22 protein-coding genes and 1 pseudogene are annotated in these 23,815 nt (G+C 66.3%); 11 read left to right on the top strand and 12 right to left on the bottom strand.

Annotated elements, in window-relative coordinates:
• Window positions 1-41 precede the first annotated feature (41 nt).
• Complete coding sequence (locus ACYP5B_RS10700) at window positions 42-359, bottom strand: high-potential iron-sulfur protein (RefSeq protein ID WP_459569568.1); 318 nt, start codon at window positions 357-359, stop codon at window positions 42-44.
• A 289-nt stretch (window positions 360-648) separates the two neighbouring features.
• Between ACYP5B_RS10700 and ACYP5B_RS10695 the strand changes: the two genes are divergently transcribed.
• Window positions 649-1,374 (top strand): hypothetical protein, encoded by a 726-nt coding sequence (locus ACYP5B_RS10695; protein WP_459569567.1) that lies wholly within the window; start codon window positions 649-651, stop codon window positions 1,372-1,374.
• Here ACYP5B_RS10695 and ACYP5B_RS10690 read toward each other — a convergent pair.
• Window positions 1,354-1,595 (bottom strand): annotated as a pseudogene (locus tag ACYP5B_RS10690) (hypothetical protein); the annotation flags it as partial. The gene ACYP5B_RS10695 and the pseudogene ACYP5B_RS10690 sit on opposite strands and share 21 nt — an antisense overlap.
• 102 nt (window positions 1,596-1,697) lie before the next feature.
• Between ACYP5B_RS10690 and ACYP5B_RS10685 the strand changes: the two are divergent.
• Genes ACYP5B_RS10685 through ACYP5B_RS10675 form a run of 3 tightly spaced genes read left to right on the top strand, consistent with a single transcriptional unit; the run spans window position 1,698 to window position 4,097 of the window.
• Window positions 1,698-2,711 (top strand): Bug family tripartite tricarboxylate transporter substrate binding protein, encoded by a 1,014-nt coding sequence (locus ACYP5B_RS10685; RefSeq protein ID WP_459569566.1) that lies wholly within the window; start codon window positions 1,698-1,700, stop codon window positions 2,709-2,711.
• A gap of 16 nt (window positions 2,712-2,727) precedes the next feature.
• Entirely contained in the window at window positions 2,728-3,615 is an 888-nt protein-coding gene (locus tag ACYP5B_RS10680) for a PhzF family phenazine biosynthesis protein (RefSeq protein WP_459569565.1), read from the top strand.
• Window positions 3,612-4,097 (top strand): RidA family protein, encoded by a 486-nt coding sequence (locus tag ACYP5B_RS10675; RefSeq protein WP_400092134.1) that lies wholly within the window; start codon window positions 3,612-3,614, stop codon window positions 4,095-4,097. The genes ACYP5B_RS10680 and ACYP5B_RS10675 overlap by 4 nt, the downstream gene beginning before the upstream one ends.
• Here ACYP5B_RS10675 and ACYP5B_RS10670 read toward each other — a convergent pair.
• Both ACYP5B_RS10670 and ACYP5B_RS10665 read right to left on the bottom strand, forming a co-directional pair.
• On the bottom strand, window positions 4,094-4,909 hold the full coding sequence (locus tag ACYP5B_RS10670; protein ID WP_459569564.1) for a helix-turn-helix domain-containing protein: 816 nt from the start codon (window positions 4,907-4,909) through the stop codon (window positions 4,094-4,096). The two genes, ACYP5B_RS10675 and ACYP5B_RS10670, sit on opposite strands and share 4 nt — an antisense overlap.
• 39 nt (window positions 4,910-4,948) lie before the next feature.
• A complete protein-coding gene (locus tag ACYP5B_RS10665) occupies window positions 4,949-5,713 on the bottom strand; it encodes an SDR family oxidoreductase (protein ID WP_318235351.1) in 765 nt (254 codons plus the stop codon).
• A gap of 341 nt (window positions 5,714-6,054) precedes the next feature.
• On the opposite strand from ACYP5B_RS10665, the gene ACYP5B_RS10660 reads away from it, so the two are divergent.
• The 3 genes from ACYP5B_RS10660 (at window position 6,055) to ACYP5B_RS10650 (ending at window position 9,061) form a co-directional block, all read left to right on the top strand.
• Complete coding sequence (locus ACYP5B_RS10660; protein WP_459569563.1) at window positions 6,055-6,741, top strand: hydrolase; 687 nt, start codon at window positions 6,055-6,057, stop codon at window positions 6,739-6,741.
• A gap of 85 nt (window positions 6,742-6,826) precedes the next feature.
• Window positions 6,827-8,698, top strand: a complete 1,872-nt coding sequence (locus ACYP5B_RS10655; RefSeq protein ID WP_459569562.1) for an amidohydrolase — start codon at window positions 6,827-6,829, stop codon at window positions 8,696-8,698.
• A 66-nt stretch (window positions 8,699-8,764) separates the two neighbouring features.
• On the top strand, window positions 8,765-9,061 hold the full coding sequence (locus ACYP5B_RS10650; protein WP_459569561.1) for a XapX domain-containing protein: 297 nt from the start codon (window positions 8,765-8,767) through the stop codon (window positions 9,059-9,061).
• Window positions 9,062-9,153: 92 nt separating this feature from the next.
• Here ACYP5B_RS10650 and ACYP5B_RS10645 read toward each other — a convergent pair whose 3' ends face one another.
• From ACYP5B_RS10645 to ACYP5B_RS10635, 3 genes are all read right to left on the bottom strand, one after another.
• Entirely contained in the window at window positions 9,154-9,342 is a 189-nt protein-coding gene (locus ACYP5B_RS10645; RefSeq protein ID WP_318235355.1) for a DUF3008 family protein, read from the bottom strand.
• Window positions 9,343-9,557: 215 nt separating this feature from the next.
• Window positions 9,558-9,779, bottom strand: a complete 222-nt coding sequence (locus tag ACYP5B_RS10640; RefSeq protein WP_459569560.1) for a DUF2188 domain-containing protein — start codon at window positions 9,777-9,779, stop codon at window positions 9,558-9,560.
• Window positions 9,780-10,184: 405 nt separating this feature from the next.
• On the bottom strand, window positions 10,185-10,910 hold the full coding sequence (locus tag ACYP5B_RS10635; RefSeq protein WP_318235357.1) for a GntR family transcriptional regulator: 726 nt from the start codon (window positions 10,908-10,910) through the stop codon (window positions 10,185-10,187).
• 169 nt (window positions 10,911-11,079) lie between these two features.
• On the opposite strand from ACYP5B_RS10635, the gene ACYP5B_RS10630 reads away from it, so the two are divergent.
• From ACYP5B_RS10630 to ACYP5B_RS10615, 4 genes are all read left to right on the top strand, one after another.
• Window positions 11,080-12,300, top strand: a complete 1,221-nt coding sequence (locus ACYP5B_RS10630; protein WP_459569559.1) for a pyridoxal-phosphate-dependent aminotransferase family protein — start codon at window positions 11,080-11,082, stop codon at window positions 12,298-12,300.
• A 235-nt stretch (window positions 12,301-12,535) separates the two neighbouring features.
• Window positions 12,536-13,804 (top strand): MFS transporter, encoded by a 1,269-nt coding sequence (locus ACYP5B_RS10625; protein WP_459569558.1) that lies wholly within the window; start codon window positions 12,536-12,538, stop codon window positions 13,802-13,804.
• Between the two features lie 64 nt (window positions 13,805-13,868).
• Window positions 13,869-13,994, top strand: a complete 126-nt coding sequence (locus tag ACYP5B_RS10620; protein ID WP_318235360.1) for a hypothetical protein — start codon at window positions 13,869-13,871, stop codon at window positions 13,992-13,994.
• Window positions 13,995-14,055: 61 nt separating this feature from the next.
• Window positions 14,056-17,100, top strand: a complete 3,045-nt coding sequence (locus ACYP5B_RS10615) for an FAD-binding and (Fe-S)-binding domain-containing protein (RefSeq protein ID WP_459569557.1) — start codon at window positions 14,056-14,058, stop codon at window positions 17,098-17,100.
• 108 nt (window positions 17,101-17,208) lie between these two features.
• Here ACYP5B_RS10615 and ACYP5B_RS10610 read toward each other — a convergent pair whose 3' ends face one another.
• From ACYP5B_RS10610 to ACYP5B_RS10590, 5 genes are all read right to left on the bottom strand, one after another.
• Window positions 17,209-18,630: an MFS transporter gene (locus tag ACYP5B_RS10610; RefSeq protein ID WP_459569556.1), complete on the bottom strand. Its 1,422-nt coding sequence runs from the start codon at window positions 18,628-18,630 to the stop codon at window positions 17,209-17,211.
• 135 nt (window positions 18,631-18,765) lie between these two features.
• A complete protein-coding gene (locus tag ACYP5B_RS10605) occupies window positions 18,766-19,518 on the bottom strand; it encodes a hypothetical protein (RefSeq protein ID WP_400092110.1) in 753 nt (250 codons plus the stop codon).
• A 39-nt stretch (window positions 19,519-19,557) separates the two neighbouring features.
• Window positions 19,558-21,930 carry a TonB-dependent siderophore receptor gene (locus tag ACYP5B_RS10600; RefSeq protein ID WP_459569604.1) on the bottom strand — a complete coding sequence of 791 codons (2,373 nt, stop codon included), beginning with the start codon at window positions 21,928-21,930 and terminating at the stop codon, window positions 19,558-19,560.
• 259 nt (window positions 21,931-22,189) lie between these two features.
• Window positions 22,190-23,176: a FecR domain-containing protein gene (locus ACYP5B_RS10595; protein ID WP_459569555.1), complete on the bottom strand. Its 987-nt coding sequence runs from the start codon at window positions 23,174-23,176 to the stop codon at window positions 22,190-22,192.
• 4 nt (window positions 23,177-23,180) lie between these two features.
• On the bottom strand, window positions 23,181-23,693 hold the full coding sequence (locus ACYP5B_RS10590) for a sigma-70 family RNA polymerase sigma factor (RefSeq protein WP_400092103.1): 513 nt from the start codon (window positions 23,691-23,693) through the stop codon (window positions 23,181-23,183).
• Window positions 23,694-23,815 lie beyond the last annotated feature (122 nt).

Here is a 23,815-nt window from a genome sequence, read left to right as displayed (position 1 = left end):
CCTGCGACCCCCAGCTGTCAACCCTGCTGTTAACCCTGCTATTAACCCTGTTCCCACGAACTGCACCATCCGGCTGCAGCCACCTGCTTGTCGCCAAAGAGCACGCAGGCACCCGTTGCCGCATTGGCGCCTTCCTGGAATAGCTGGCAATTGGCGCAGGTCTGGCTGGCTGCATGCTTGGGATACTTCGCCTGGTCCACCTTGCGGGTATCCGCCTTGTAGCCCAGCTTGACCGCTTGCGGATCGTTCTCGTCGAGCGTGGGCGTGGCAGCGTAAGCGCCACGCGACATCGAAGCGGCGGCGAGGCTGGCGACAACCGCCAGCGGCGTTGTCTTCAGGAATTGACGGCGGGAGGACATGGGCTTCCTTTTTCTGTGGGCCGGCCGGTATCTGGTGGGGGAGTGTCTGCGTCCGGCGGGGGGATTGTGGCACAGCCGCTGCCGACTCGCCTCTTGCTCATGCGGCGCCTCGGAGTGCGGGATCGTTGACAGGGATGCGCAACGGATCTCGCGGGATGGTCCATCCGGCAGCTTCGCCGCGCCATATCTGTGGCAAACTCGGCACTGCCTTTTTTGTGCTTGCGCCTTCGTCGCCGGCACGCCGTTTACTCTCAAGCACCCTCAAGCACTCTCAAGCACTCTCAGGCCCATGACCGCGTCCACCAACACCCACACCCTCCGCCACGCCTTGCAGGAACCGCTGCCTTTGCAACTCGCGCCCTTGATGGGCACCGCCTTTGCCGAGGCGGGCGACGCAGAGCGGTTCGCCATCTACACCGAGCCGCCGGAAGCGCCGGGGCGCGACGAGGTGCTCTCCGCGCTGCGCGCCCAGCTCGACGCGCACCTCGTCGCGCCTTCGCCGGCGGGCGACGAACCGGACATTGGCGAAATCCTCGCCAGCGAGGACTGGGAGCCGGGCCAGGCGTTCGAGATGGACATGGACACCGATGAGGTTTGCGGCCAGGTCCTGTTCTACCGCCTGATCCTCGCGCGGGACCTGGATCCGGTCGGGTACTGCGCGTTCGAGATCAACGCCGACGAAACCGGCGTGATCTTCGTTACGCTGGTCGAGTCGTGGATTCGCCCGCAGTACCAGTCACTTGGCCTCCAGCGCGGTTTTGTGCAGCAGCTGGCCAATGCCGTGTACGCCTTGCTGGGCGACCTGGATGCACGGCTGCAGGCGGCGGGCGAGCGCAGCGCCTCGTTCGAGGTGCTGCTGGGGCTGGATCAGGCGTCCGCTTCGGGCGCGGCGCTGTTGCAGTCGGCCGCCGAGACGCTGAAGGCGTGGACGGTTGTGGCGGATGCGGCCGGGCGCGAGCCGCTGGGCATTACCAGCGTGCGCGTTTCAGTGCTTCCCGCCAGCTCGGCGGGTTGAGGCGAGGGCGGGGAACGCGTTCATGGCCACCTGCATGACCTGTTCCTGGAAGATCAGCACGCCGAGCGTGCGCGATAGCGCTTTCTCCATGGCGATGCTGGAATAAGTGGCCGGCTCGAGTCCCTGCCGGCGGCGCAGTAAGGATGCACCATGCCGCTTTGCACCGGGCCCGGCCGGACGATGGCCGCCTCGACCACCAGGTCGTAGAACGCGCGGGGCCGCGCGGCGCGCGTGTCGCATTTGGGCTTGCCGCTTGTCGCATCCGGGTTTGGCCCGCCCAGGGCGCCTCAATAGACTCGTTGCTTCCATCCAGGGAGAACGCCATGTCATCTGCGCCACGACTGCCTTACCGACCTTTCCATCGACCTTTTCTGTTTTACGGAGCCCGCGGGGCTTTGGCCGCCATCCTTGCCGCCCTGAGCTTCGGGACGGCCTTTGCGCAGGGCTGGCCTGCCCGGCCCATCACGCTGGTCGTCCCGTTCCCGGCGGCCGGGGGCACCGACCTTGTCATCCGGTCGATCCAGCCGCTGCTGCAAAAGGAACTCGGGCAGCCGGTCGTCATCGACAACCGTAGCGGGGCCGGCGGCACCATCGGCTCGACCTTTGTCGCGCGGGCCACGCCGGATGGCTACACCGCCGGGGTCGTCACCACCAGCACGCATGCGGTCAGCGTCAGCGTGTACCCGAAGCTGGCGTATGACCCGGCCAGCGACTTCGCCTACGCGGGTTTCATCGGCACGTCGCCCTATGTGCTGGCGGTCAACCGGTCCTTGCAGGCCAAGGACGTCAAGGGGCTGGTGGAGAAGCTGAAGGCGGCAGGCGGGCAGCCCACGTTCGGCTCGGTCGGCGTGGGCACGGTCTCCCACCTGATGGGAGAGCAGTTCAGCAAGCTGGCGAACGTGCCCATGATCCACGTGCCGTATCGCGGCGCGGCGCCGGCCTATACCGACCTGATGGGCGGGCAGGTCCAGTTGATGTTCGATAACCCGGTCGGCCTGGCGCCTTACGTGAAAGCGCAGAAGATCACGGCCATCGCCACGACCGCGCCTACGCCGCTGCTGGCGGACGTGCCGACCTTCGCCAGGCAGGGCATCGCCAATTTCGAGCAGCAGCTCTGGTATGGCGTGGCCTTTCCCAAGGGCACGCCGCCGGCCATCGTCAGCCGCTTCAATGCGGCGCTGAACAAGGTGCTCTCGCAGCGCGACGTGGCCCGCGACCTGGCCACCAAGGGCGTTACCGCTCACCCGGGCACGCCGGCCGAGATGCAGGCAACGGTGAAAAAGGACATTCCGTACTGGGGCGCCATTGCCAGATCCGTGGGGGCCACCGTTGAATAAGCCCGCCTCGATCAGCATGCCCACTACGTCCGGCGCGGTCACGGTCATGCGCGTGTTTGTGCGCGGTGCGAACGCGGCCCGTGGCGGCAACCCGGTTCCCCTTGTCGCCGATGCGCGCGGCATGTCCGACGCTGCCATGCAGCAAGTGGCGCTCAGCCATGGACATGAATCCGCCTTTATCCTGCCGCCGAGCGATAGCCGTTTCGACTGGCGCCTGCGCTTCTTTGTCCCGCAGCACGAGATGGAAATGTGCGGGCACGCCACCGTCGGCACGCTCTGGGCGCTGCGCCAATGGAAACGCTGGACCCGCCCCACGGCACGGGTGGAGACCTTGAGCGGCCCGGTCATCGCGCGGTGGGACGAAGCGCACCAGCGCGCCTGGATCTCGCAGCCGCCCGTCAATAGCCGTGCGCTGTCGGAGCCGGAGCGCCAGCGCGTGGCCGACGTGCTTCGTTTGCCGGCCGACGCCGCGTACTACGCCATGACCAACGCATCCACCAGCCGGGTCAAGACCCTGGTGGGACTGCCGGACGTGGCGGCGCTCAACCGGTTGCAGCCGGATTTCGACGCGATGGCAGCGCTGTGCGAGTCGATCGGTTCCACGGGGCTCTATCCGTTTGCGATGGATGCGACGGTGCCGCACGTTGTGCATGCCCGGCAGTTCCCCAAATCCTCTGGCTACCCGGAGGACGCGGCGACGGGCATCGCCGCGTCCGCGCTCTGGGGGCATCTGATTGCGTCGGGCGCGTTTGCCAACGACGGTGCTGGCTCGCAAGCGGTTACCGTCGTGCAAGGCGAAGCCATGGGCTGCCCGTCCGAGATCCAGGTGAGCCCTCGGTATTCGCGGGAAGGGGGGAGCGATGGTTGCTGGTTAAGCGGCAACGTGGAATGGGAGGCGCCGTGAGCCATGCATCTCCGGAGGCCCGGCTGGCAGCCGCCGGCTTTGCATTGCCGAGCGCGCCCGTGCCGCGCGGCATGTATGCCCCTTCCTGCATGGTGTCCGGGCAGGCTGGGCGATGGATTGCCATCAGCGGCCAGACCTGCCGGCAAGATGGGATAGCCATCGCGGGCATTTGCCACGGCGAGTACGACGTGGCCGGCGCGCGCCTTGCCGCCGAAGTGGCCATGCTGAATGCGCTGGCGGCGCTGCGGGATGCTTGCGGCGGCCAGCTGGACCGGGTGGCACAAGTGATGCGCTTGCGCGGCTTCATTCGTGCATCGGCGGATTTCGCGCACCATCCCGCGGTGCTGGACGCGGCCTCGGCCGTGCTGTGCGTGGCGTTTCCCGGCCAGTTGCTGCCTGCCCGCAGCGCGGTTGGCGTGGCGAGCCTGCCGAGCCATGCCTGGATCGAAATCGAGATTGATGCGTGGGCGCTGGCCGGCTAAGCGCGTTGTCGGACGGTTGGCTCACGGGTTTGCTCGCCGGCCGTCCGCAATAGCCTGGAGAGGTGCCCGCTGGTAGCGAATCCAAGCCGCTCGCTGACCCGGGCCAGTGAATGCCCCTCGCTCAGCAATGCCCTGGCGTGCGCTGCCAGCAGCCTGCGCCGGATGCTGACGGGACTGGCGCCGAATTCCTCTTGCGCGGCGCGTTGAAGCTGGCGCGTTGTGACGCCGAGCTCGCAAGCCACTGCTTCCACGGCGGGGAGCGCGGCCTCGTATTCCAATGCGCGCATGTAGCACTGCACCATCCTGCTCCCGATGGAGACGGGCGCTGGCGGCAAGGCCAGCGGCCGGCTCGATAGCACTTGCGCAACGATCGCGCGCACCAATAGCGCGGCGCTGGCCGTGGTGAGGGTCGGCGCCAGCAGGGCATCCAGCATGGCGATGGTGGCGCCGTCCAGACGGAGGGCCCCGAAGTGCCGGCACTCGCGCAGGCTGTCGGGCTGCAGGTACAGCTCCCCGTGTTGTTGCCGGCCCGAGTCCGAGACGGTGAGGTGCGCGGCACAAACGGGAAGCAAGACGGCCGAGCCCCGGACCAGCTTTGCGGCGCGGGAGTTTGCGAGGCCTGGGGCGCGATCGGAATCATGGCCTGGCGCCATCCACGCACTCTTGAGCCTGCCCAGGCGCGGCCACAGCAGCATGGCGCAATCGTGCGTATGCCATTCGACGCGGTAGTCCGGCTGGCGGCTTTCGCGGAACGCGAATCCTTGGGCCGAGATCAGGGCAAGCTTGGAGGAGAGTGGCGCAGTGATGGGCATCGGAACGCGTTGCTGGTGTCGTGGCTTTCGAGCCTTTGCTCAGGTACGGGTGATCGATGCACCACCATCCACCAGGGATGCTGTACCGGTCACGAAGGCTGAATCGTCAGATGCCAGGTACAGCACCGAACGGGCCAGTTCGTCCGCGCTGGCCACGCGCTTGAGGGCGTGGAGGTTGGTGATAAAGGACTGGGACTCCGCCGTGCTGTTCATGCTGCGGTACATGTCGGTGTCCACCGCCCCCGGCAGTATCGCATTGACACGCACCCCTTGCGGCCCGAACTCGGCGGCCAGCGCCTGGGTCAGGCCGATCAGGCCCGCTTTGCTCGCCGCATACGCTGCCACGCCGGGGAACGCAAAGCTGTAGCCGACGAACGTCGAGGTGAAGATCACCGAGCCACCGCCGTTCTTGAGCATTTGCGCGATCTGGTGCTTGGCCCCCAGGAAGGCGCCCGTCAGGTTGATGGCGATGGCGTCGTTCCAGCCCGCTTCGGAGACACCTGTGCTGGGGCCGGATTCTCCTAGCGTGCCCGCGTTGTTGAACGCGACATCCAGCCTCCCGTAGCGCTCGACCGCCAGCGCGACCAGCGCCTTGGCATAGTCCTCCGCGCGCACATCGCCAGCCAGCGCGACGGCTTCGCCGCCGGCCGCGCGGATCTGCGCGGCCAGTTGGTCCAGCTCATCCTGGCGCCGCGCCCCGATGACGACCTTGGCGCCCTGGGCGGCAAACAGCTTCGCCGTAGCGAATCCGATGCCGCCGCTGGCACCTGTGATGATGGCGACTTTTCCGGCCAGGCGTTCCATGGCGTTTCTCCCGATTGGCGCGTGCGGATGGCTCCGCCCGATGCGCCAGGCTAGAAGAGTATGGTCGCCAACGGCGATTCCCGACAGGGCCGGATCACAAAAATCATTGAAGCGCGCCACTCCATGCCGGAGCTGAAGGCGAAGAAAAATGTGCGCGCTGCCGCATAAGAAAAAGCCTGGCCGGTTTGAAAAGAGTTCCTATATTGGTAAGGCTCAAAGCACGGGGCGCGCTTCACATCGTTTCATGGGCCCGCGCGCGGGCGCCGCGCCCGCGACGCGAATCCCACGCGAGGGACTCACCCATCCTCAATCCATTCGTACGTCCGTATCGGAGAACCACCATGACAAACCCGAAGCTCGAGGTATTGACGCCGCAGAACTGTCAGTTGATTTTCATCGATCACCAGCCGCAAATGGCCTTCGGCGTGCAATCCATGGACCGGCAGGCCCTGAAGAACAATACGGTCGGATTGGCCAAGGCCGCTAAGATCTTCAATATTCCCACCACGATCACTACCGTGGAGTCCGAGAGCTTTTCGGGGTTCACCTATCCGGAATTGCTCGATGTATTTCCTGGCAAGAAGCTGCTTGAACGCACATCGATGAACTCCTGGGATGACCAGAAGGTGCGCGACGCGCTAGCGGCGAACGGGCGCAAGAAGGTTGTCGTCTCCGGCTTGTGGACCGAGGTGTGCAACAACAGCTTTGCGCTATGCGCGATGGCGGAGGGCAACTACGAAATCTACATGGTGGCCGACGCCTCGGGCGGCACTACGAAGGAAGCGCACGACTACGCCATGCAGCGCATGATCCAGGCCGGCGTCGTCCCCGTGACCTGGCAGCAGGTCCTGCTCGAATGGCAACGCGACTGGGCGCACCGTGACACCTATGACGCCGTGATGAAACTGGTCAAGGAGCATTCCGGCGCTTATGGCATGGGCGTGGACTACGCCTACACGATGGTGCACAAGGCCGAGCAACGTACCAGCGACAAGCACGAGGCCCTGCCGGCAGTGCCCGCGCGCTAGCCGCCAGACAGCGCTTTCACGAGCCGGCGGGCGCCGCTTTGCCGCGGCCCCGCCGTGTGTCGTTGCCATCGACCGGAGCCTTACCATGGATGCTACCGCCAAGCCCGAACTGATCCTGATGAACGGGCGCTTTGCCACGCTTGATCGCGCCAACCCGCAGGCCGACGCCGTTGCCATCCGTGCTGGCAAGTTCATTGCCGTGGGCACGCGGCAGGATGTGATGGCGCTGGCGGACAGCGGCACCCAGGTGATCGACCTGCATGGCCGCTGCGCCGTGCCGGGGCTGATCGACAGCCACATGCACATCATCCGCGGTGGGCTGAACTACAACATGGAGTTGCGCTGGGATGGCGTGCGCTCGCTGGCCGATGCCATGCGCATGCTCAAGGAGCAAGTGGCGCGCACACCGGCACCGCAATGGGTGCGCGTGGTGGGCGGGTTCACCGACCAGCAGTTCGCGGAAAAGCGCTTGCCGACCATCGACGAGCTGAACGCGGCCGCGCCGGATACCCCGGTGTTCATCCTGCACCTATACGACCGCGCCATCCTCAATGGCGCCGCGCTGCGTACCGTGGGCTACACCAAGGACACGCCGAATCCGCCGGGCGGCGAGATCGTGCGCGATGCCCTGGGAAACCCCACCGGGCTGCTGCTGGCCAAGCCTAATGCGACCATTCTCTACGCGACGCTGGCCAAGGGCCCCAAGCTGCCGCCCGAATACCAGAAGAACTCCACGCGGCATTTCATGCGCGAGGTCAACCGGCTTGGCGTCACCGGCGTGATCGATGCCGGCGGCGGCTTCCAGAATTATCCGGAGGACTACAGCATCATCGAGTCCCTGCATGCCGAAGGGCTGCTGACCATCCGGCTGGCCTACAACCTCTTCACGCAAAAGCCCAAGGACGAGCTCAGCGATTTCAAGACCTGGGCCGGCAAGGTCAGGCCGGGGCAGGGCGACGACGTCTATCGGCACAACGGCGCCGGGGAAATGCTGGTCTATAGCGCAGCGGACTTCGAAGACTTTCGTGTCGAGCGTCCCGAGATGCCGCCATCGATGGAGAGCGACCTGGAGCCGGTGATCCGGCTGCTGGCGGAAAACCGCTGGCCCTGGCGGCTGCACGCCACCTATGACGAGACCATCTCCCGCGCGCTGGACGTCTACGAAAAAGTAGCGAGGGACGTGCCCCTCGACGGGCTGCACTGGTTCTTCGACCACGCCGAGACCATCACCGATCGCAACATCGACCGCATTGCCGCGCTCGGCGGCGGGATTGCCGTGCAACACCGCATGGCGTACCAGGGCGAGTACTTCGTGGAGCGCTACGGTGCCAAGGCCGCCGAGAGCACGCCGCCCATCAAGCGCATGCTGGAGCGCGGGGTCAAGGTCGGCGGCGGCACCGATGCCACGCGCGTGGCATCGTACAACCCCTGGGTGTCGCTGTCCTGGCTGGTCACTGGCAAGACGCTGGGCGGCCTTTCGCTGTATCCGCAGGCCAACCTGCTTGACCGCGAAGCCGCGCTGCGCCTGTGGACCGAGGCCAATACGTGGTTCTCCTCGGAAGAAGGCAAGAAGGGCCAGATCCAGGCCGGGCAGATGGCCGACCTGGCGGTGCTGTCGAGCGATTATTTCTCCGTGCCGGGCGACGAGATCCAGGACATCACCTCCGTGCTGACCGTGCTGGGCGGCAAGGTCGTGTACGGCGATGGCGACTTCGGCAAGCTGGCGCCACCGCTGCCGCCCGCCATGCCGGACTGGGCGCCGGTGCGCGCCTTTGGCGGCTATCAGCCACGGCGAGCGCCAGGCGCACAGGCGCTGGCCGTGACGGCCGGCTGCGGCTGCGCGAGCGCCTGCGGCGTGCATGGCCATGCGCACGCGGGTGCGTGGCAGACCAGTGCGCCGGTGTCGGATCATCGCGGGTTCTGGGGCGCGCCGGGTTGCTCCTGCTGGGCGTTTTGATGGCAGTGGGCACCCTTCGGCCCGCACCACCATCGTGAACAGAGGCTACTTCCAGGGAGAAGCGACATGAAGCTGTTTCTTGTTTCGTTCGGCGCGGGGATTCTGGTCGGCATCATCTATGCGCTGTTGCAGGTCCGCTCGCCGGCCCCGCCCGCCATTGCCCTGATCGGGCTGCTTGGGATGCTGATTGGCGAGCAGGTTGTGCCGACCGCGAAGCGCTTGATGGCCGGGGAGCCGATCACCGTTGCATGGTTCCGCTCCGAGTGCGTGCCCAAGATCAGCGGTGCGCCGCCTGCGCCGGCACAGGGGGTGCCAGCGCAGGCGGCAACGGTGGCCAGCACGGGCGACAAGAACGGCACGTAGAACGCCAGCCCCTGAATTTGCCCCTGAATGCATGAAGCCACCGATGTGCGGTGGCTTCATTGCTTGCCATGGCCCTCGCGGCGGGCGGCGCGTCAGGACTTGGACTTATGCCCTGGCTTGCCCTTCTGGCTGGTGGAGGCCATGTCGTGCAGCTCGGCTTCGCTCATCGACTTGACCATTGATCTGGAAGCGCCTTTCAATGTACTGGCCTTCCTGTCGCCACGCTTTGCAGAGAGCGCAACGCCGGCGGCCATTTGCTGTGCCTTGGATTTTGCGGGCATGGGAGGTCTCCTTCGTTCAGGCGTCCTTTCAGGCGTCCTTTAAGCGGTCAATGGGAGTGGCTGCCGTCGGGCACCAGCCCAGGCAGCTACTTGCATGAAGCAAACCATATGCCTGTGGACCGCGCCAGCTGAGCCGTGCGAAACCCGCTGTGCCCCTGCACCGAATCCTGCAACACAGGTAAAAAAGTCTTCATCGCTCGGTCCCGCATTCCGCTCTATATCGTCGAGCGAGGATCATGCGCAAAGCTGTTGCGGGCACGGATCTGTCCGTCCAGCCCGTGAATCAATAACTCGACCTGCTCGCGCTGGGCATCCCGGATACCCGCCTCCACGGCTTCTTCCTGGGACGCGTGATGCGAGTTGGCATACCTCGCGCCCTCCTGGATCACGTCCCAGCCGGTGCCATGCGGCAAAACGTGGATGTTATGGGCTGTCATGGCGATCTCCTGTGGGGTTCTTACCGATAACGGATACCTCTCTTCTGGTCCTGCTATCGCGCATGGCAATCGGGGACCGTCTGACACCGCAGTGCGCTGCCACCCTTACGCAGTGGCGCGATGATGGGCGCCTTCCCGTCGTACGCATCTCGTGCGCATCTCGTGCGCGCATGGCAGCACCCCCGCATGCTTCGCAAGAAACATGCCGCAAGCGAAGAGGCCTTTTTGCGCTGCATCCCTCGCAAATCGCATTGGCAAAAGGAGCTTGTGCGGCAGAAGATACGCGTCGCGCAGCGCCATGCGGACGTGGGCACCATCAAGGCGCACCGCGCTTTGACGCGTCGACCACCCGTCGACCACCATGCCCGGGCGCGGGCATGGTTTTATCGGCAAACGGGCGCTCGTCTAGTCGTTCGGGGTGGGCGGGTCGCCGATCGGATCCTGATGGATCTGCATGATGGCGTCGCGCTTTTCCAGCAAGTGGCGTTTGAGGATAGCGCCTAGCAGCTTGCCGTCACGTGCCTCCAGTGCCTTGATCATGTCTTCGTGATCGTGCACGGCGCGGTCCCACTTGTCCGTCTGGTGGTTGGAGCGAAAGCGCAGCGCCTTCAGGCGGCGGTTGATGCCCTGGTAGGTCTGGCGCAGCGTAGCGTTGCGCGCCGCCTCGTTGATGCGGTCGTGGATTTCCTGGTTGCGGCTGTAGTAGCCCGGCAGGTCGTTCTGCACGCGGCAGGCCAGCATCGAATAATGCAGCGCCTTGATCTCGGCCAGCTCGGCCGGCGTGATGCGCTCGCAAGCCAGCTCGCCCGAGAATGCCTCCAGGCCGCTCATCAGCTCGAACGTCTCCCAGACTTCCGCCTCCGTCATGCGCGAGACGCTGGCGCCCCGGTTGGGCGAGATCTCGATCAGGCCTTCCGCCGCCAGCACCTTGAACGCCTCGCGCAGCGGCGTGCGGGAAATACCCAGCGTTTCGCACAGCTCGCGTTCGTTGAGCTTCATGCCCGGGGACAGCACGCCTTCCACGATGAACCGGCGCAGGTGCTCGACCACGGTGTCGTGCAGCCGTTGGCGCTCGACCTTGGGGAGGACCGCTGCAGGGCGCGTGAGGTCGCCGCCAGATGGATTCTGCATTCAAAGTCCTTATCTTTGCGTTTTTCGCATTCTACTGCATCTCTTGGCAGGCGCCCAGTTTCGGGGTAAACACCCAGTGTTCAGGCCAAAACAGCGCTTGGATGCGAAGGGTTTCGTCTGCTAAAGTATTTTGAATGCAAAATGCATAATTCACAAAAAGGCACAACCCATGATCAAACTCGACTTCCATCCCGCTGGCCGCCACTTCCTGCAGATCCCCGGCCCGAGCCCCGTGCCTGACCGGATCCTGCGTGCGATGAGCTACCCGACCATCGACCATCGCGGCCCGGAATTCGGCGCGCTGGGCCGCAAGGTGCTGGCGGACATCAAGACGATCTTCAAGACCGAGCAGCCGGTCATCATCTATCCGGCCTCCGGCACCGGCGCCTGGGAGGCAGCGCTGACCAACACGCTGAGCCCGGGCGACACGGTGCTGATGTTCGAGACGGGTCACTTCGCCACGCTGTGGCAGAAGATGGCGCAAGCGCTCGGGCTGAAGCCGGAATTCCTGGGGCTGCCGGGCATCGAGGGCTGGCGCCGTGGCGTGCAGGCCGACATGATCGAAGCCCGCCTGCGCGCCGACAGTGCGCATGCCATCAAGGCGGTGTGCGTGGTGCACAACGAGACCTCGACCGGCGTGACCTCGAACATCGCCGCGGTGCGCCGCGCCATCGACGCGGCCGGCCACCCGGCGCTGCTGCTGGTGGACACCATCTCCGGCCTGGCCTCGGCGGACTACCGCCACGACGAATGGGGCGTGGACGTGACGGTGTCGGGCTCGCAGAAGGGGCTGATGCTGCCGCCGGGGATCAGCTTCAACGCGCTGTCGCCCAAGGCCATCGCGGCCAGCAAGGCGGCAAAGTTGCCGCGCGCGTTCTGGGGCTGGGACGAGATCATCGAAGCCAACAAGAACGGCTACTGGCCGTACACCCCCAACACCAATCTGCTCTACGGCCTGTCCGAAGCGCTGGACATGATCCTGGAGGAGGGCCTGGACAACGTGTTCGCGCGGCACCAGCGGCTGGCCGAAGCCACCCGCCGCGCTGTGCGGGCGTGGGGCCTGGAGATCCAGTGCGCGGATGCCGCCGTGTACAGCCCGGTGCTGACGGGCGTGATGATGTCGGACGGCGTGGATGCCGACGAAGTGCGCAAGCGCATCTATGAACGCTTCGACATGTCGCTGGGACAGGCGCTGGGCAAGATGCGCGGCAAGATGTTCCGTATCGGCCATCTCGGCGACTGCAACGACCTCACGCTGATGGCCACGTTGTCCGGCTGCGAGATGGGGCTGAAGCTCGCCGGCGTGCCGGTGGCCGCCAGCGGCGTCGTGGCGGCGATGGAGTACCTGGCCTCGCATGCGGATACCCCGGTGCTGAAGGCCGCGGCATAGGCCGGCGCAGGAGGGCCGGGCGGCCTTCCTGAACCACCGCAACGCAACAACAAGTGCAAGCAGGCATGGCTTCACCCCTGGGGTGAGGCCAGGCAGACGTGCTGCCTTTTTTTGGTCAGGCAGCCATACCGCCGCCTGTGCGCAGGAGCGGGAACCGGCCATAGAGCCGGCCGCGATGAATTTGCCCCGGCCCCGGCACCCGCCGGGCGGGCAGGAACAAAAACGGAGACAAGCCATGAAACGCCTGCGCGCAACCAGCGTCGTGCTGGGGATGCTATGCATCATGTATTTCATCACCTACCTGGACCGCGTCAATGTGAGCACGGCCGCGGCCGGCTTTGGCCAGGAGTTCAACCTCAGCAAGACCGAGATCGGGCTGGTGTTCTCGGCCTTTGCCTATCCCTACCTGGTGTTCCAGATCATCGGCGGCTGGGTCAGCGACCGGTTCGGCGCCAAGCGCACCCTGATGGCCTGCGGCGTGCTCTGGGCCATCGCCACCTTGCTCACGGGCTTTGCCGGCGGGCTGATTTCCCTGCTCGCCGCGCGCCTGCTGCTGGGCCTGGGCGAGGGCGCTACGTTTCCGGCGGCCACCGCCGCCATGGCGCGCTGGGTGCCCAAGGAAAAGCGCGGCTTCGCGCAGGGCATCACCCATGCCTGCGCACGGGTAGGCAACGCGGTGGCCCCGGCCGCGGTCGTCGCCATCATGGCGGTCTACGGCTGGCGCGAATCGTTTTACATCTGTGGCGTAATCAGCCTGGTCTGGGTGGCGTTGTGGGCGGTGACCTTCACCGAGCACCCCAAGGATCATCCCCGCATGACGGCGGACGAACTCGAAACGATGCCCGCCGCCAAGAAGAAGGCTGGCAACGTGCCCTGGCGCCGCCTGTTCAAGCGCATGGCGCCGGTCACCATCGTCTACTTCTGCTACGCCTGGACCCTGTGGCTGTTCCTGAGCTGGATTCCCCAGTACTTCCTGCATAGCTACGACCTGGACCTGAAGAAGTCCGCCATCTTCGCCTCCGCCGTGTTCTTCGCTGGCGTGCTCGGCGACACGCTCGGCGGCATCGTCACCGACAAGCTCTTTGAGCGTACCGGTAGCCTGAAGCGCGCCCGCAGCTGGATGGTGGCGGTCTGCATGCTGCTGACGATGCTGTCGCTGATCCCTATGTTGTTTACCCACCAGCTCTACGTCTCGATGGCTTGCCTGGCCGCCGGTTTCTTCTTCTCCGAGATGACCATCGGGCCGATGTGGGCGATCCCCATGGATATCGCGCCGGAGCATTCTGGTACCGCCAGCGGGATGATGAATTCCGGCTCCGCGCTGGCCGCGATCATCTCGCCGGTGCTCTCGGGCTACCTGATCGACCGCTTCGGCAGCTGGGAGCTGCCCTTTATCGGCAGCATGGTGCTGATGGGCATCGGCGTGGTGCTGGCCTTGCGCATGCAGCCCGAGAGCAAGTTCGAAACCGAGCCCGCGGCCGCCTCGAAGCCGTTGCACGCCTGAGCCACGCAGACATGCCAACCGACCCGAAAACCCGTGGATCGTCAACCACTGCACCATGCGCGGCATGACGCTGGGGCACGGCACGCTGGTGACCACCGGGTCCTACACGGGCATGCATTTTCCCGCCCAGGCGGGCGTGGCGCTGGGCCGGATCGCCGGCCTGCCGCCGGTTGAATTGATCCTCGCATGACAACTCGCATGACAAGTCGCGCCGGCACGGCACCGCGCCACACAAGCCCTGGTAGAAAGCCATGAATCATTCCTCCTCCCCTTTGCTCGTCAAGCCGATCCATCTTGTGCCGTCGCAAGGCCGCGCCGGCCCGGCCCTGTCGCCACTGTCGGCCCGCTTGCGCAAGGAACTGCGCGGCGACATGTTCTTCGATCGCGCCAACCGGGGCCGCTACGCCACCGATGCCTCTATCTACCAGATCACGCCTATCGGCGTGGTGGTGCCGCGCGACCAGGCGGACCTGTTGCTGGCGCTGGAGATCGCCCGCGACGAAAAGGCCCCGGTGCTGGCGCGCGGCGCTGGCACCAGCCAGTGCGGCCAGACGGTTGGCGAGGCGCTTGTGATCGACAACAGCAAGTGGCTGAACAATGTGGTGGATTTCGATCCCGTGGCCGCGACCGTCACGGTCGAGCCCGGCATCGTGCTGGATCACCTCAACGCCTGGCTGAAGCCGCATGGCCTGTGGTTTCCGGTGGACGTATCGACGGGCGCGCAATGCACCATCGGCGGCATGGCCGGCAATAACTCATGCGGCTCGCGCTCCATCGAGTACGGCAACATGGTGCACAACGTGCTGGGCATCGATGCGGTGCTGGCCGACGGCAGCCAATGCCATTTCGGCTCGCTGAAGGCACCCGTGGCCGATGCGCGCGTGGACGGCATCCTGAAGGGCTTGCAACGCATCGCCACGCGCGAGCAGGGCGAGATTGCCGAGCGCATGCCGAAGGTGCTGCGCCGTGTGGCCGGCTACAACATCGACCTGTTCGAATGCCAGAACCCGCGCGCCTACACCGACGACGGCTACGCCAATCTCTCGCATATCCTGGTGGGCTCCGAAGGCACGCTGGCCTATAGCCGCCAGGTCACGCTGAAGCTGTCTGCGCTGCCGCGGCACAAGGTGTTGGGCGTGGTGAACTTCCCCACGTTCTACCAGGCCATGGACATGACGCAGCATATCGTCAAGCTCAAGCCGGTTGCGGTGGAACTGGTGGATCGCACCATGATCGACCTGTCGATGGAGAACCCGGCGTTTCGCCCCGTCATCGAGAGCGCCTTGTCGGGCGAGCCGCAGGCTATCCTGCTGGTCGAGTTCGCGGGGGAGGAGCACAGCGCGCTGCTGGCACAACTGGACGATCTGGCGAGGCTGATGAGCGATCTGGGCCTGCCGGGATCCGTGGTCAAGATGCCCGACGCCAAATCCCAGAAGGCGCTGTGGGATGTGCGCAAGGCCGGTCTCAATATCATGATGAGCATGAAGGGTGACGGCAAGCCGGTCTCCTTCATCGAGGATTGCGCCGTGCCGCTGGAGCACCTGGCCGAGTACACGCGCCGGCTCACCGCCGTGTTCCACAAGCACGAGACCGAAGGCACCTGGTACGCCCATGCCAGCGTGGGCACGCTGCATGTGCGCCCGATCCTGGACATGCGGCGCGACGGCGCGGTGCGCATGCGCGAGATTGCCGAGGAAGCGGCGGAGCTGGTGCGTGAATACAAGGGTGCGTATTCCGGCGAACACGGCGACGGCCTGTGCCGCGGCGAGTGGGTGGCCTGGCAGTACGGCCCGCGCATCAACGCCGCTTTCGGCGAGATCAAGGCGTTGTTCGATCCGGACAACCGCTTCAACCCGGACAAGATCGTACGGCCGCCGAAGATGGACGCACGCGAGAACTTCCGCTTCGCGCCGGGCTATGCCGCCTTGCCGCTCACGCCGGCGCTCGACTGGTCCGCGTGGAATGTCAGCCGCAACCCGTTGAGCGGCGAGGAAACGGCGCCCGGCACTGGCACCGACCGTGCCGGCGGCCTGGCCGCGGCGGTAGAGATGTGCAACAACAACGGCCACTGCCGCAAGTTCGACGCGGGCACCATGTGCCCGAGCTATCGCGTGACCAAGGACGAGCAGCACGTCACGCGCGGCCGTGCCAATACGCTGCGGCTGGCGGTGTCAGGCCAGCTGGGCGACGACGGGCTCGCCAGCGTGGAAGTCAAGGAAGCGCTGGACCTGTGCGTCTCCTGCAAAGGCTGCAAGCGCGATTGCCCGACGGGCGTGGACATGGCCAGGTTCAAGATCGAGGCGCGCCACGCCTGGACCCGGCGGCACGGCATCACCCTGCGCGAACGCATGGTGGCCTTCATGCCGCGCTATGCGCCGCTGGCCAGCCGCTTCCCGGCGCTGCTCGCGCTGGCCGACAGCATTCCCGGTATCTCCGGCGTGGTGAAGCGGGCGCTGGGATTTGCACCGCAGCGCTCGTTGCCACGCTTCAAGGCCTCGTTCCTGTCGAAGGCCAAGGCGAAGCACCAAGGCACGCCGGGCCGCGAAGTCATGCTCTTCGTCGACACCTTCAGCAACTACATGGAGCCAGAGAACGCGCGGGCGGCGCAACAGGTGCTGGAGGCAGCGGGGTACACGGTGCATTTCAACCGCCGCGAGGGCGAGCGCCCCTTGTGCTGCGGCCGCACCTTCCTCGCGGCGGGGCTGGTGGACCAGGCCAAGGAGGAGGCGCGGCGCTTGCTGGATGCGGTCAAGCCCTATGTGGACCGCGACATCCCGATCGTCGGGCTGGAGCCTTCGTGCCTGCTGTCCTTGCGCGATGAGTTCCTCAACTATGGCTATGGCGACGAGGCCAGGAAGCTGGCCGCGCAGGCCTTCCTGTTCGAGGAGTTCCTGGTGCGTGAGAAAAAAGCCGACCGCCTCGCGCTGGACCTCGATGCGCTGCAGACGAGCGAGGCCGTGGTGCATGGCCACTGCCACCAAAAGGCATTCGACGCCTTCACGCCGGTGCAGACCGTGCTTGGCTGGATCCCCGGCCTGAAGGTCTCTGCGGTGGAATCGTCCTGCTGCGGCATGGCCGGCAGCTTTGGCTACGAGGCCGAGCACTACGAGGCGTCCAAGGCGATGGCCGAATTGTCTCTGCTGCCGGCCGTGCGCCAGCGCGCCGCTAATGCCATCGTGGTGGCCGACGGCACCAGTTGCCGCCACCAGATCCTGGACGGTGCCCACACCGATGCCATGCACGTGGCTCGTGTGCTGGCGATGGCGCTGAAGCGCGAGGGCGGGCCTCAGGCCTGAGGCACACGCAGGCCACCGAGGTGCCCCTCTGGCCACGGCACGATGGCTGCGTGCATGCTGATGGCGTTGCCGATGCGAGGGGCGAGCGTCATGCGTTGCCCCGTCCGGCTATCGCGCCATGCTGGTGATCCGGTGCGCCGCCAGCGCTGCCAGCGTGGGTGCCAGGGCAAAGCTGGCAAACAGCCAGGCAGCGGCGGACTGCGCGCCCGCCGTGCCGCCCGGCGTGATGAGCCCGGCCGCATTGGCTACCAGCCCGGCGACCGCCGCGCCGATCGCCATGCCGTAGAGCTGGACCGTAGTGATCGCGGCCGAGGCCATGCCTTCCTCGCCGCGGGGCGCCAGCGTCAACACGTGTGTCAGCAGGTGCGGCCAGCCGATGCCCACGCCGGCACCCGCGCCGGCCAGTGCCAGCCCGCATAGCAGCGTGCGCACCGCCGGCGCGAGGCTTGCGCCCGCAGGCACGACCAGCGCCAGAGCGAGCAAGCTAGCCGCGCACAGCACCGGCCCCACGCGCAGCAGGCGCGCCGCGCGGGCGCCGTCCTGGCCGGAGGAGAGCAGCGAGCCCAGGCTCCAGCCACCCGCCATGGCCGCCGTGAGGTATCCCGCGGCCAGCGGTGTGTGGCCATGCAAGGTTTGCAGGAAATACGGCACGAAGACTTCGGTGGTGGTGCCGACCAGCAGCAAGGCCACGCTGGCGTAGACGGCGCCCAGCGGCGTGCCGGGCTCGGTGCCACCGGTAGGCAGCAAGCGCACTGGCGCGCGCCGGTCCCTCGCAATGGCCATTGCGCCCAGCGCCAACCCTGCCACCATGCCGGCGGCCTGCCAGGCCATCTCGTCCGACAGGCTGCCCGCGGCCACGGCCAGCACGGAAGCCGCCAGCAAGGCGATCTGCACAGCAGGAATGCTCGGCGCGGCGGCCGACGCAGCCGGCTTGCCTTTGGGCCGCAACTGCACGGCCACCAGCATGCCCTGCAGCAAGGACACCGGCAGCAGCGCCCAGAACGCCCAGCGCCAATGCCCGACCTGCGCGAACAACCCGCCGACGGCCGGCCCGCACAGCGTGGCTACACCCCACATGCCTGAGACCAGCGCCACGGCGCGCGGCCACAGCGGTGGGGCAAACACGACGCGGATCAGCGCATAGCTCAGCGCCGCCAGCGTGCCGCCGCCCAGGCCTTGCACGCCGCGGCTGGCCAGCATCCAGGGCATGGACGCCGCGAGGGCGCAGCCAGCCGAGCCCAGCGCGAACACCGCCAGCGCGGCGATGGACGCTCCATGCGGACCCAGCGCGGCCAGCAGGCGCACGGACAATGCCGCGCCGACGATGGAGGCTACGACGAAGAGGGTGGTGTTCCAGGCGTACCAGTCGAGGCCGCCGATGTCGTGCACCACCGATGGCAGCACGGTGGTGACAATGTGAACGTTGATAGCGTGGAGCGCCACGCCGCCGGTCAGGGCCAGGGCGAGCCGCCCGTTCTTTGCGCGCAGCAGGTCGAGCCAGGTGCCGATAGCGGCTTGGTCAGGAGACATTGATAGGGGGCGACAGGCTGGCTGTCATTGCCTTATTATCCAAATTAATTCTTGGATAATAAGGCGCTGCCATCAATTACACAAGTACATGCTTTGGAAATTAAAGCGAGGAGGAAGCCCCCCTTTGTCGGTGTCCTACCGCAAGCCCACTGCCCAATCCACCGCCGCGTCGAAGAGCTGCCGCCCTGGCGCCGCAAGGTTGGTGAACGTATCGTTGTCGAGGAAGAACATGACGCGGCGTGCCGGGGCAAGCGATTCATAATCCATCGTCGCGCCCTTTTCGTAGGCGAAGATGGCCGCTTTCTCAGGCTGGCCGTACAGGGTGGCGATGATGCTGGCGCCCAGGCCGGGCTTGCCCCAGCTCATGCCGGCCTGGCGGTCGTAGACGTTGATCGCCCCGGCCGGCAGGCCCGCGGCAATGGGATGCGGCGCATTGACCAGCCACACATAGCGCTCCTTCGCCGCCTCGCCAAAGTCCACGTCGTGGCGCTTGCCGGTCATGGCCAGGTCGTCCAGCAAGTCGTTCTCCCAGGTCAGCAGCGGCTTGGGCAACTGGCGCCATCCGGGCGCGACGCGCTTGGCCGAGACGGTGGACGACATGACGACGAGATCCGCGTCGCGCACTGCTTCAGGCGATTGATCCTGCTCGACGAGGCTGACCGCGTAGCCGCGTGCTTCCAGGTGCGATTTGATCTTCTGGTCGACAGCCACGTTGGGCCCATCGGTCTGCACGATCAGCGCGATCCTCTTGCCTTGCCCGTTGGCTTGCGCGGCGTGGGCGGACATGCCGGCGCCGCAGGCGGCCATCAGCACGCCGGCGATCGCCGCGCGCAGCGTTCTGGCCAGGGCGCCAGCGAAGGTGGCGGGGTGGGGGTCTTCAGTCTTCATGGTGTCTGCATTCCTTATCGGGTAATCCGTGGCGCTATCTCAGAATTCAAAGGTGGAAAGGAGCGTGACCTGACGCGCGTCGCCCACCGATACGAAGTACTTGTTGACGCTGGACGGGTAGTAGGTCCGGTTGAACAGATTCTTCACGTTGAGCTGGAACCTGAGCTTGCGCTGCCCGACCTTGGTCTCGTAGGTGGCAAAGGCGTCCGCCACGGTGTAGGCGGGCAGCGTGAAGCTGTTGGCCGAATCGCCCGGGCGGTTGCCCACATAGTGCGCGCCCGCGCCCAGGCGCAGCTTGTCGCCGCCGAAGATCTGGCCGAAGTCGTAGACGGCCGACAGCGACGCCGTGTGCTGCGCCACGTTCCACAGCCGATTGCCCGCGTACAAGGGATCCTCGGTGGTCTTGGCGTCGATATAGGCGTAGCTGCCGATCAGGTTCCAGCGCTCGCCGATCTGGCCGGCCACGTCCATCTCGATCCCGCGCGAGCGCGCGCGGCCGGAGGTGCGCCAGTCGGTCTGCCGGGTCACGTCGTTGTATTGGGAGACCAGCACGTTCTTCTTGTCGATGTTGAAGAACGCCAGCGAGCCCGTCATGCTGCCCGGCAGGTCCAGCTTGGTGCCCAGCTCCCAGGACGTGGCTTGTTCCGGCAGCACGCCCGAGTCGATCACCACGCCGGAGCTAAGCGGCGCGATGGTCGAGGTTGGCTTGAGCGACTGGGTGTAGCTGCCATACAGCGACACGGCCTCGGTCCATTTGTAGACCAGGCCGGCGCGCGGCAGCCATTTGTTGCCGTTGATGTCAGTGTTGACGTTGAACGGCCGGCCGCGCCCGGCCACCTGGCTGTACGACAGGAAGCGGGCGCCGCCCACCAGGATCCATTTCTCGCTCAGGTGCAGGCTGTCCTGGAAGAACAACGAGGTGTCGTGCAGCGTGTCCGTCTGGTCGCTGTCGCTCGCCGAGACCGTGCTGGATGGCGACTCCAGCCCGTAGACCGGGTTCAGGTAGTTGAAGGTGCGGGTGGTGTTCTGGCGCAGCAGGTCCGCCCGGTAGATCCTGCGGTACTCGCTGTCGACGCCAACCTGCAGGTCGTTGCGCAGCCCGGCCACATTGAAGCGGCCATCCACATAGGCAATGCCGTAGCTGTCCGTGCTCAAGGCGCCATGGGTGGCGTCATTGCTGCGCGACAGCACGCCGGTGGTGGAGTTGACCCCGAACACGCGCAACTGGTTGGCGTCGTAGCTCTCGCGGTTGTAGCTGTAGCCGAAGTGTCCCTTCCAGTCGGCATTGATCTGATGATCGACCGCCAGCTGCACCAAGTGCGATTGCCCGTCCATGCTGTTGAACGGCTCATCCAGCCGGCGCCGGCTGGGGATGGCCAGCGGCTCGTTGGTCTTCGGGTCGATGGCCGTGCCGCGATCGAACGGATAGAGAAACTTCCTGTATTCGTAGGACAGGACTACCTGCGTGTCCTTGCCGTACCAGGCCAGCGACGGCGCTACCAGCGTCTCGCGATGCTCGCCGAAGTTGCGCCAGTATTGCTCGTCGACCTGGTCCACCACCAGGCGATAAGCCAGGCCGGAGGTGCCGATGGGGCCGGTGGAATCCAGCGTGGCGCCCGCGCCGTTCTTGCCGTGGCCATAGGTGGAGCCGAGCACGGAGATGGCGTTGTATTGCTCAAGCATGGGTCGCTTGCTGACGATGTTGATCACGCCGCCCGGATCCATGATGCCGTACAGCAGCGAGGACGGGCCCTTGAGCACCTCCACGCTGTCGGCCGCCGCGTTGAGCCCGCGGCCCTGTATCAGGGGCATGCCGTTGTGCATCACCGAGCCATCGCGATTGCCGCCAAAGCCGCGCTTCATGATGGTGTCCTGCGTGCCGGCCAGCGTATTGCCCTGGGTGATGCCGCTGATATTGCCGAGCGCGTCGTCCAGGTTGCGGGGACGCTGATCGCGCAGCGCCTGGGCCGGCACCACGTTCACCACCTGCGGCGTGTCGAGCAGGGGCGTGTCCGAACGCATCACGGATGCCGTGGGCGGGGCACGGTAGCTGTCTTCACGGGCGGCATCGGCGCGCACGGTGACCGGCGGCAGGGCGGCCTCGTTGCCGCTCGCGCCAAGTACCGCTGCCGAGGACTCGATGCGCCTGACCAGCGCATAGCCGCCGTTGGCCTGCGCCACGGCGGCCAGGCCCGTGCCTTGCAGCAGTCGGGCCAGCGCGTCCGGCACGTCATAACGGCCGTGCAAGCCCTTGCTTTGCAGGCCAGCCGTGGTTTCCGTGGGGAAAGAGAGCAGGATGCCGGCTTCGCGGCCCAGGCGGTTGAGCGCGCCCTCCAGCGGGCCGCCCGGGATGTCGTAGGCCCTGGCGGTCGCCGGCGCCGGCGCTGCCGGCGCGTCTGCCGCCCGCGCCATGCCGGGCAGCAGGCTGGCCGTGGTGAGGCCCATGGCCACCGCGGCATGCCCGATGGCGGACGCTAGCGGATGTCGCTTGAGGCAGCCGAAGGCGTCGGCGTTTTGATGAGGTTCCATATTCGATGGCTCGGTGGAGGATGGGAGATGTGGTGCGCTTACCTCCTATGTCACGCGAGAATCGAAAACAGACCACTTCCGGCAGTTTTTTTCGTGAAAAGAGATGAAAGGGGTAAATCCAGGGGCGCGCCTATGAGCCCGCCTAAGAGCGCGCAGGCCGCACGGTTGCGCAGTAGCGTGTCATGAAGTGGATTTCCACCGGCAGCGTGGTGCGCAACATATCGAGGACGCGGTCGGTCTCCGCCAGCGGGTACGTGCCGGAAACGCGCAGGCCGGCGATTGCTGGATCGCAGTGCAGGAGCCCCGGACGATGCCGGCCGAGCTCGGCCAGGAACCGGTCCAGGCGCATGCCGCTGGCCACGAGCATGTTGTCGACCCAGGCGGTGTCGGTGTCGTTGGCCCGCTCGGACTCGCCGATTGCCGTGCCGGTAAAGCGCGCCTGCTCGCCGGCCTGCAGCGTGCGTGCCAGGCCATGCCCGTCGCGCGGGCGGATGGCCACCGCGCCTTCGAATACGGCGACCCGGCTGGCGTCGGGCTGCAGCCGCACCGTGAAGCGCGTGCCGAGCGGTTGCAGTTCTCCGTGCGCGGTCTCGACGGTGAAGGGGCGCGCCCCCGTGCCGCCGTCGTTACCGGTAATCACCATGATCTCGCCGGCAAGCAGCCGCACACGGCGCTCGGCACCTGAAAAACGCACGTTGAAGGCGCTATCGGTATTCAGCGAGACCACGGTGCCGTCTGCCAGCGTGACGGTGCGCCGCTCGCCCACGCGCGTGCGCTCGTCCGCCACCCATTCCCGCCACGGTGTGCGCTCTTGCACCATCCACGCGCCACCGCCGGCAAACAGCAGCAGCGCCAGGGTCTTGACGGCGTCGCGGCGCCGCGGCGAGCGCGGCGGTGCCAGCGTGGCGTGGGCCACGGCCGAGGCCACCGGCGACGAGAGCGCGCGCAGCCGGCCATTGACCGCTTCAATGCGTTGCCAGGCGCGGGCGTGATCGGGGTGGGCTTTCAGCCACTGCTGCCAGGCAAGCCGCGTGGCGCCGGTGGCATCCTCGGCTTGCAGCGCGAGCAGCCATTCGACCGCGCGCGTGGCGACCTCGGGGGGAATTCCTGCGGATGTGCTTAGCGGCATGGTGTCAATCCACCGGCAGCGCGAAATAGCACTGCGTGCCGGCACGAACGAGGTAGCGTTTCACGGTAGTCACGGAGATACCGAGTTGCGTGGCGATCTCGGCCTGGCCAAGCCCGTCGAGCTGCGAGAGCAGGAACGCCCGCTTGACCGGCGTGGGCAGGCCGGCCAGCAAGCGGTCGATTTCAAACAAGGTTTCCAGCAGGATGGCGCGTTCTTCGGGCGAGGGCGCCAGCGGTTGCGGCATCTGCGCCAGCGCTTCGAGGTAGGCGCGTTCGATTTGCTCGCGCCGCCAGTGATTGGCCAGCACCCGCTGGGCAACCGTGGTGAGAAACGCGCGCGGCTCCTGGATCGCGATGGCTTCTTCGCGGGCAAGCAGGCGCAGGAAGGTGTCGTGGGCCAGATCCGCGGCGCGATGCGTACAGCCGAGCTTCTTGCGCAGCCAGCCGCACAGCCAGCGGTGGTGGTCACTGTAAAGCGCGAGCAAGTCGCGCTGAAGCGGAGAATCGGCGGCCGGCATGGGCACTTTCTACTCGGGAGGAGGTGCGCGGCACCGGATAGAAGAAATGAGAACGATTCTCAGTATAACAAGGCGGGGGTGCCTGTGGCAATGACGATCACGGCCGCGCAGGCGAGGGGAAG

The organism is Cupriavidus sp. 8B, assembly GCF_054589115.1.
The sequence above is the reverse complement of the archived record's forward strand: the minus strand, read 5'-3'. Positions and strand labels throughout refer to the sequence as shown.

Excerpts from the sequence above, each read along its gene's own strand:
- ACYP5B_RS10645 (WP_318235355.1), bottom strand. The coding sequence starts at position 9,342 with ATGCCCGCAAAATCCAAGGCACAGCAAATGGCCGCCGGCGTTGCGCTC.
- ACYP5B_RS10630 (WP_459569559.1), top strand. The coding sequence starts at position 11,080 with ATGATCAAACTCGACTTCCATCCCGCTGGCCGCCACTTCCTGCAGATC.
- ACYP5B_RS10615 (WP_459569557.1), top strand. The coding sequence starts at position 14,056 with ATGAATCATTCCTCCTCCCCTTTGCTCGTCAAGCCGATCCATCTTGTG.
- ACYP5B_RS10660 (WP_459569563.1), top strand. The coding sequence starts at position 6,055 with ATGACAAACCCGAAGCTCGAGGTATTGACGCCGCAGAACTGTCAGTTG.
- ACYP5B_RS10635 (WP_318235357.1), bottom strand. The coding sequence starts at position 10,910 with ATGCAGAATCCATCTGGCGGCGACCTCACGCGCCCTGCAGCGGTCCTC.
- ACYP5B_RS10600 (WP_459569604.1), bottom strand. The coding sequence starts at position 21,930 with ATGGCGCGGGCGGCAGACGCGCCGGCAGCGCCGGCGCCGGCGACCGCC.
- ACYP5B_RS10640 (WP_459569560.1), bottom strand. The coding sequence starts at position 9,779 with ATGACAGCCCATAACATCCACGTTTTGCCGCATGGCACCGGCTGGGAC.
- ACYP5B_RS10655 (WP_459569562.1), top strand. The coding sequence starts at position 6,827 with ATGGATGCTACCGCCAAGCCCGAACTGATCCTGATGAACGGGCGCTTT.
- ACYP5B_RS10695 (WP_459569567.1), top strand. The coding sequence starts at position 649 with ATGACCGCGTCCACCAACACCCACACCCTCCGCCACGCCTTGCAGGAA.
- ACYP5B_RS10620 (WP_318235360.1), top strand. The coding sequence starts at position 13,869 with ATGACGCTGGGGCACGGCACGCTGGTGACCACCGGGTCCTACACGGGC.
- ACYP5B_RS10670 (WP_459569564.1), bottom strand. The coding sequence starts at position 4,909 with ATGCCCATCACTGCGCCACTCTCCTCCAAGCTTGCCCTGATCTCGGCC.
- ACYP5B_RS10590 (WP_400092103.1), bottom strand. The coding sequence starts at position 23,693 with ATGCCGGCCGCCGATTCTCCGCTTCAGCGCGACTTGCTCGCGCTTTAC.
- ACYP5B_RS10685 (WP_459569566.1), top strand. The coding sequence starts at position 1,698 with ATGTCATCTGCGCCACGACTGCCTTACCGACCTTTCCATCGACCTTTT.
- ACYP5B_RS10610 (WP_459569556.1), bottom strand. The coding sequence starts at position 18,630 with ATGTCTCCTGACCAAGCCGCTATCGGCACCTGGCTCGACCTGCTGCGC.
- ACYP5B_RS10650 (WP_459569561.1), top strand. The coding sequence starts at position 8,765 with ATGAAGCTGTTTCTTGTTTCGTTCGGCGCGGGGATTCTGGTCGGCATC.
- ACYP5B_RS10625 (WP_459569558.1), top strand. The coding sequence starts at position 12,536 with ATGAAACGCCTGCGCGCAACCAGCGTCGTGCTGGGGATGCTATGCATC.
- ACYP5B_RS10605 (WP_400092110.1), bottom strand. The coding sequence starts at position 19,518 with ATGAAGACTGAAGACCCCCACCCCGCCACCTTCGCTGGCGCCCTGGCC.
- ACYP5B_RS10700 (WP_459569568.1), bottom strand. The coding sequence starts at position 359 with ATGTCCTCCCGCCGTCAATTCCTGAAGACAACGCCGCTGGCGGTTGTC.
- ACYP5B_RS10665 (WP_318235351.1), bottom strand. The coding sequence starts at position 5,713 with ATGGAACGCCTGGCCGGAAAAGTCGCCATCATCACAGGTGCCAGCGGC.
- ACYP5B_RS10680 (WP_459569565.1), top strand. The coding sequence starts at position 2,728 with ATGCCCACTACGTCCGGCGCGGTCACGGTCATGCGCGTGTTTGTGCGC.
- ACYP5B_RS10595 (WP_459569555.1), bottom strand. The coding sequence starts at position 23,176 with ATGCCGCTAAGCACATCCGCAGGAATTCCCCCCGAGGTCGCCACGCGC.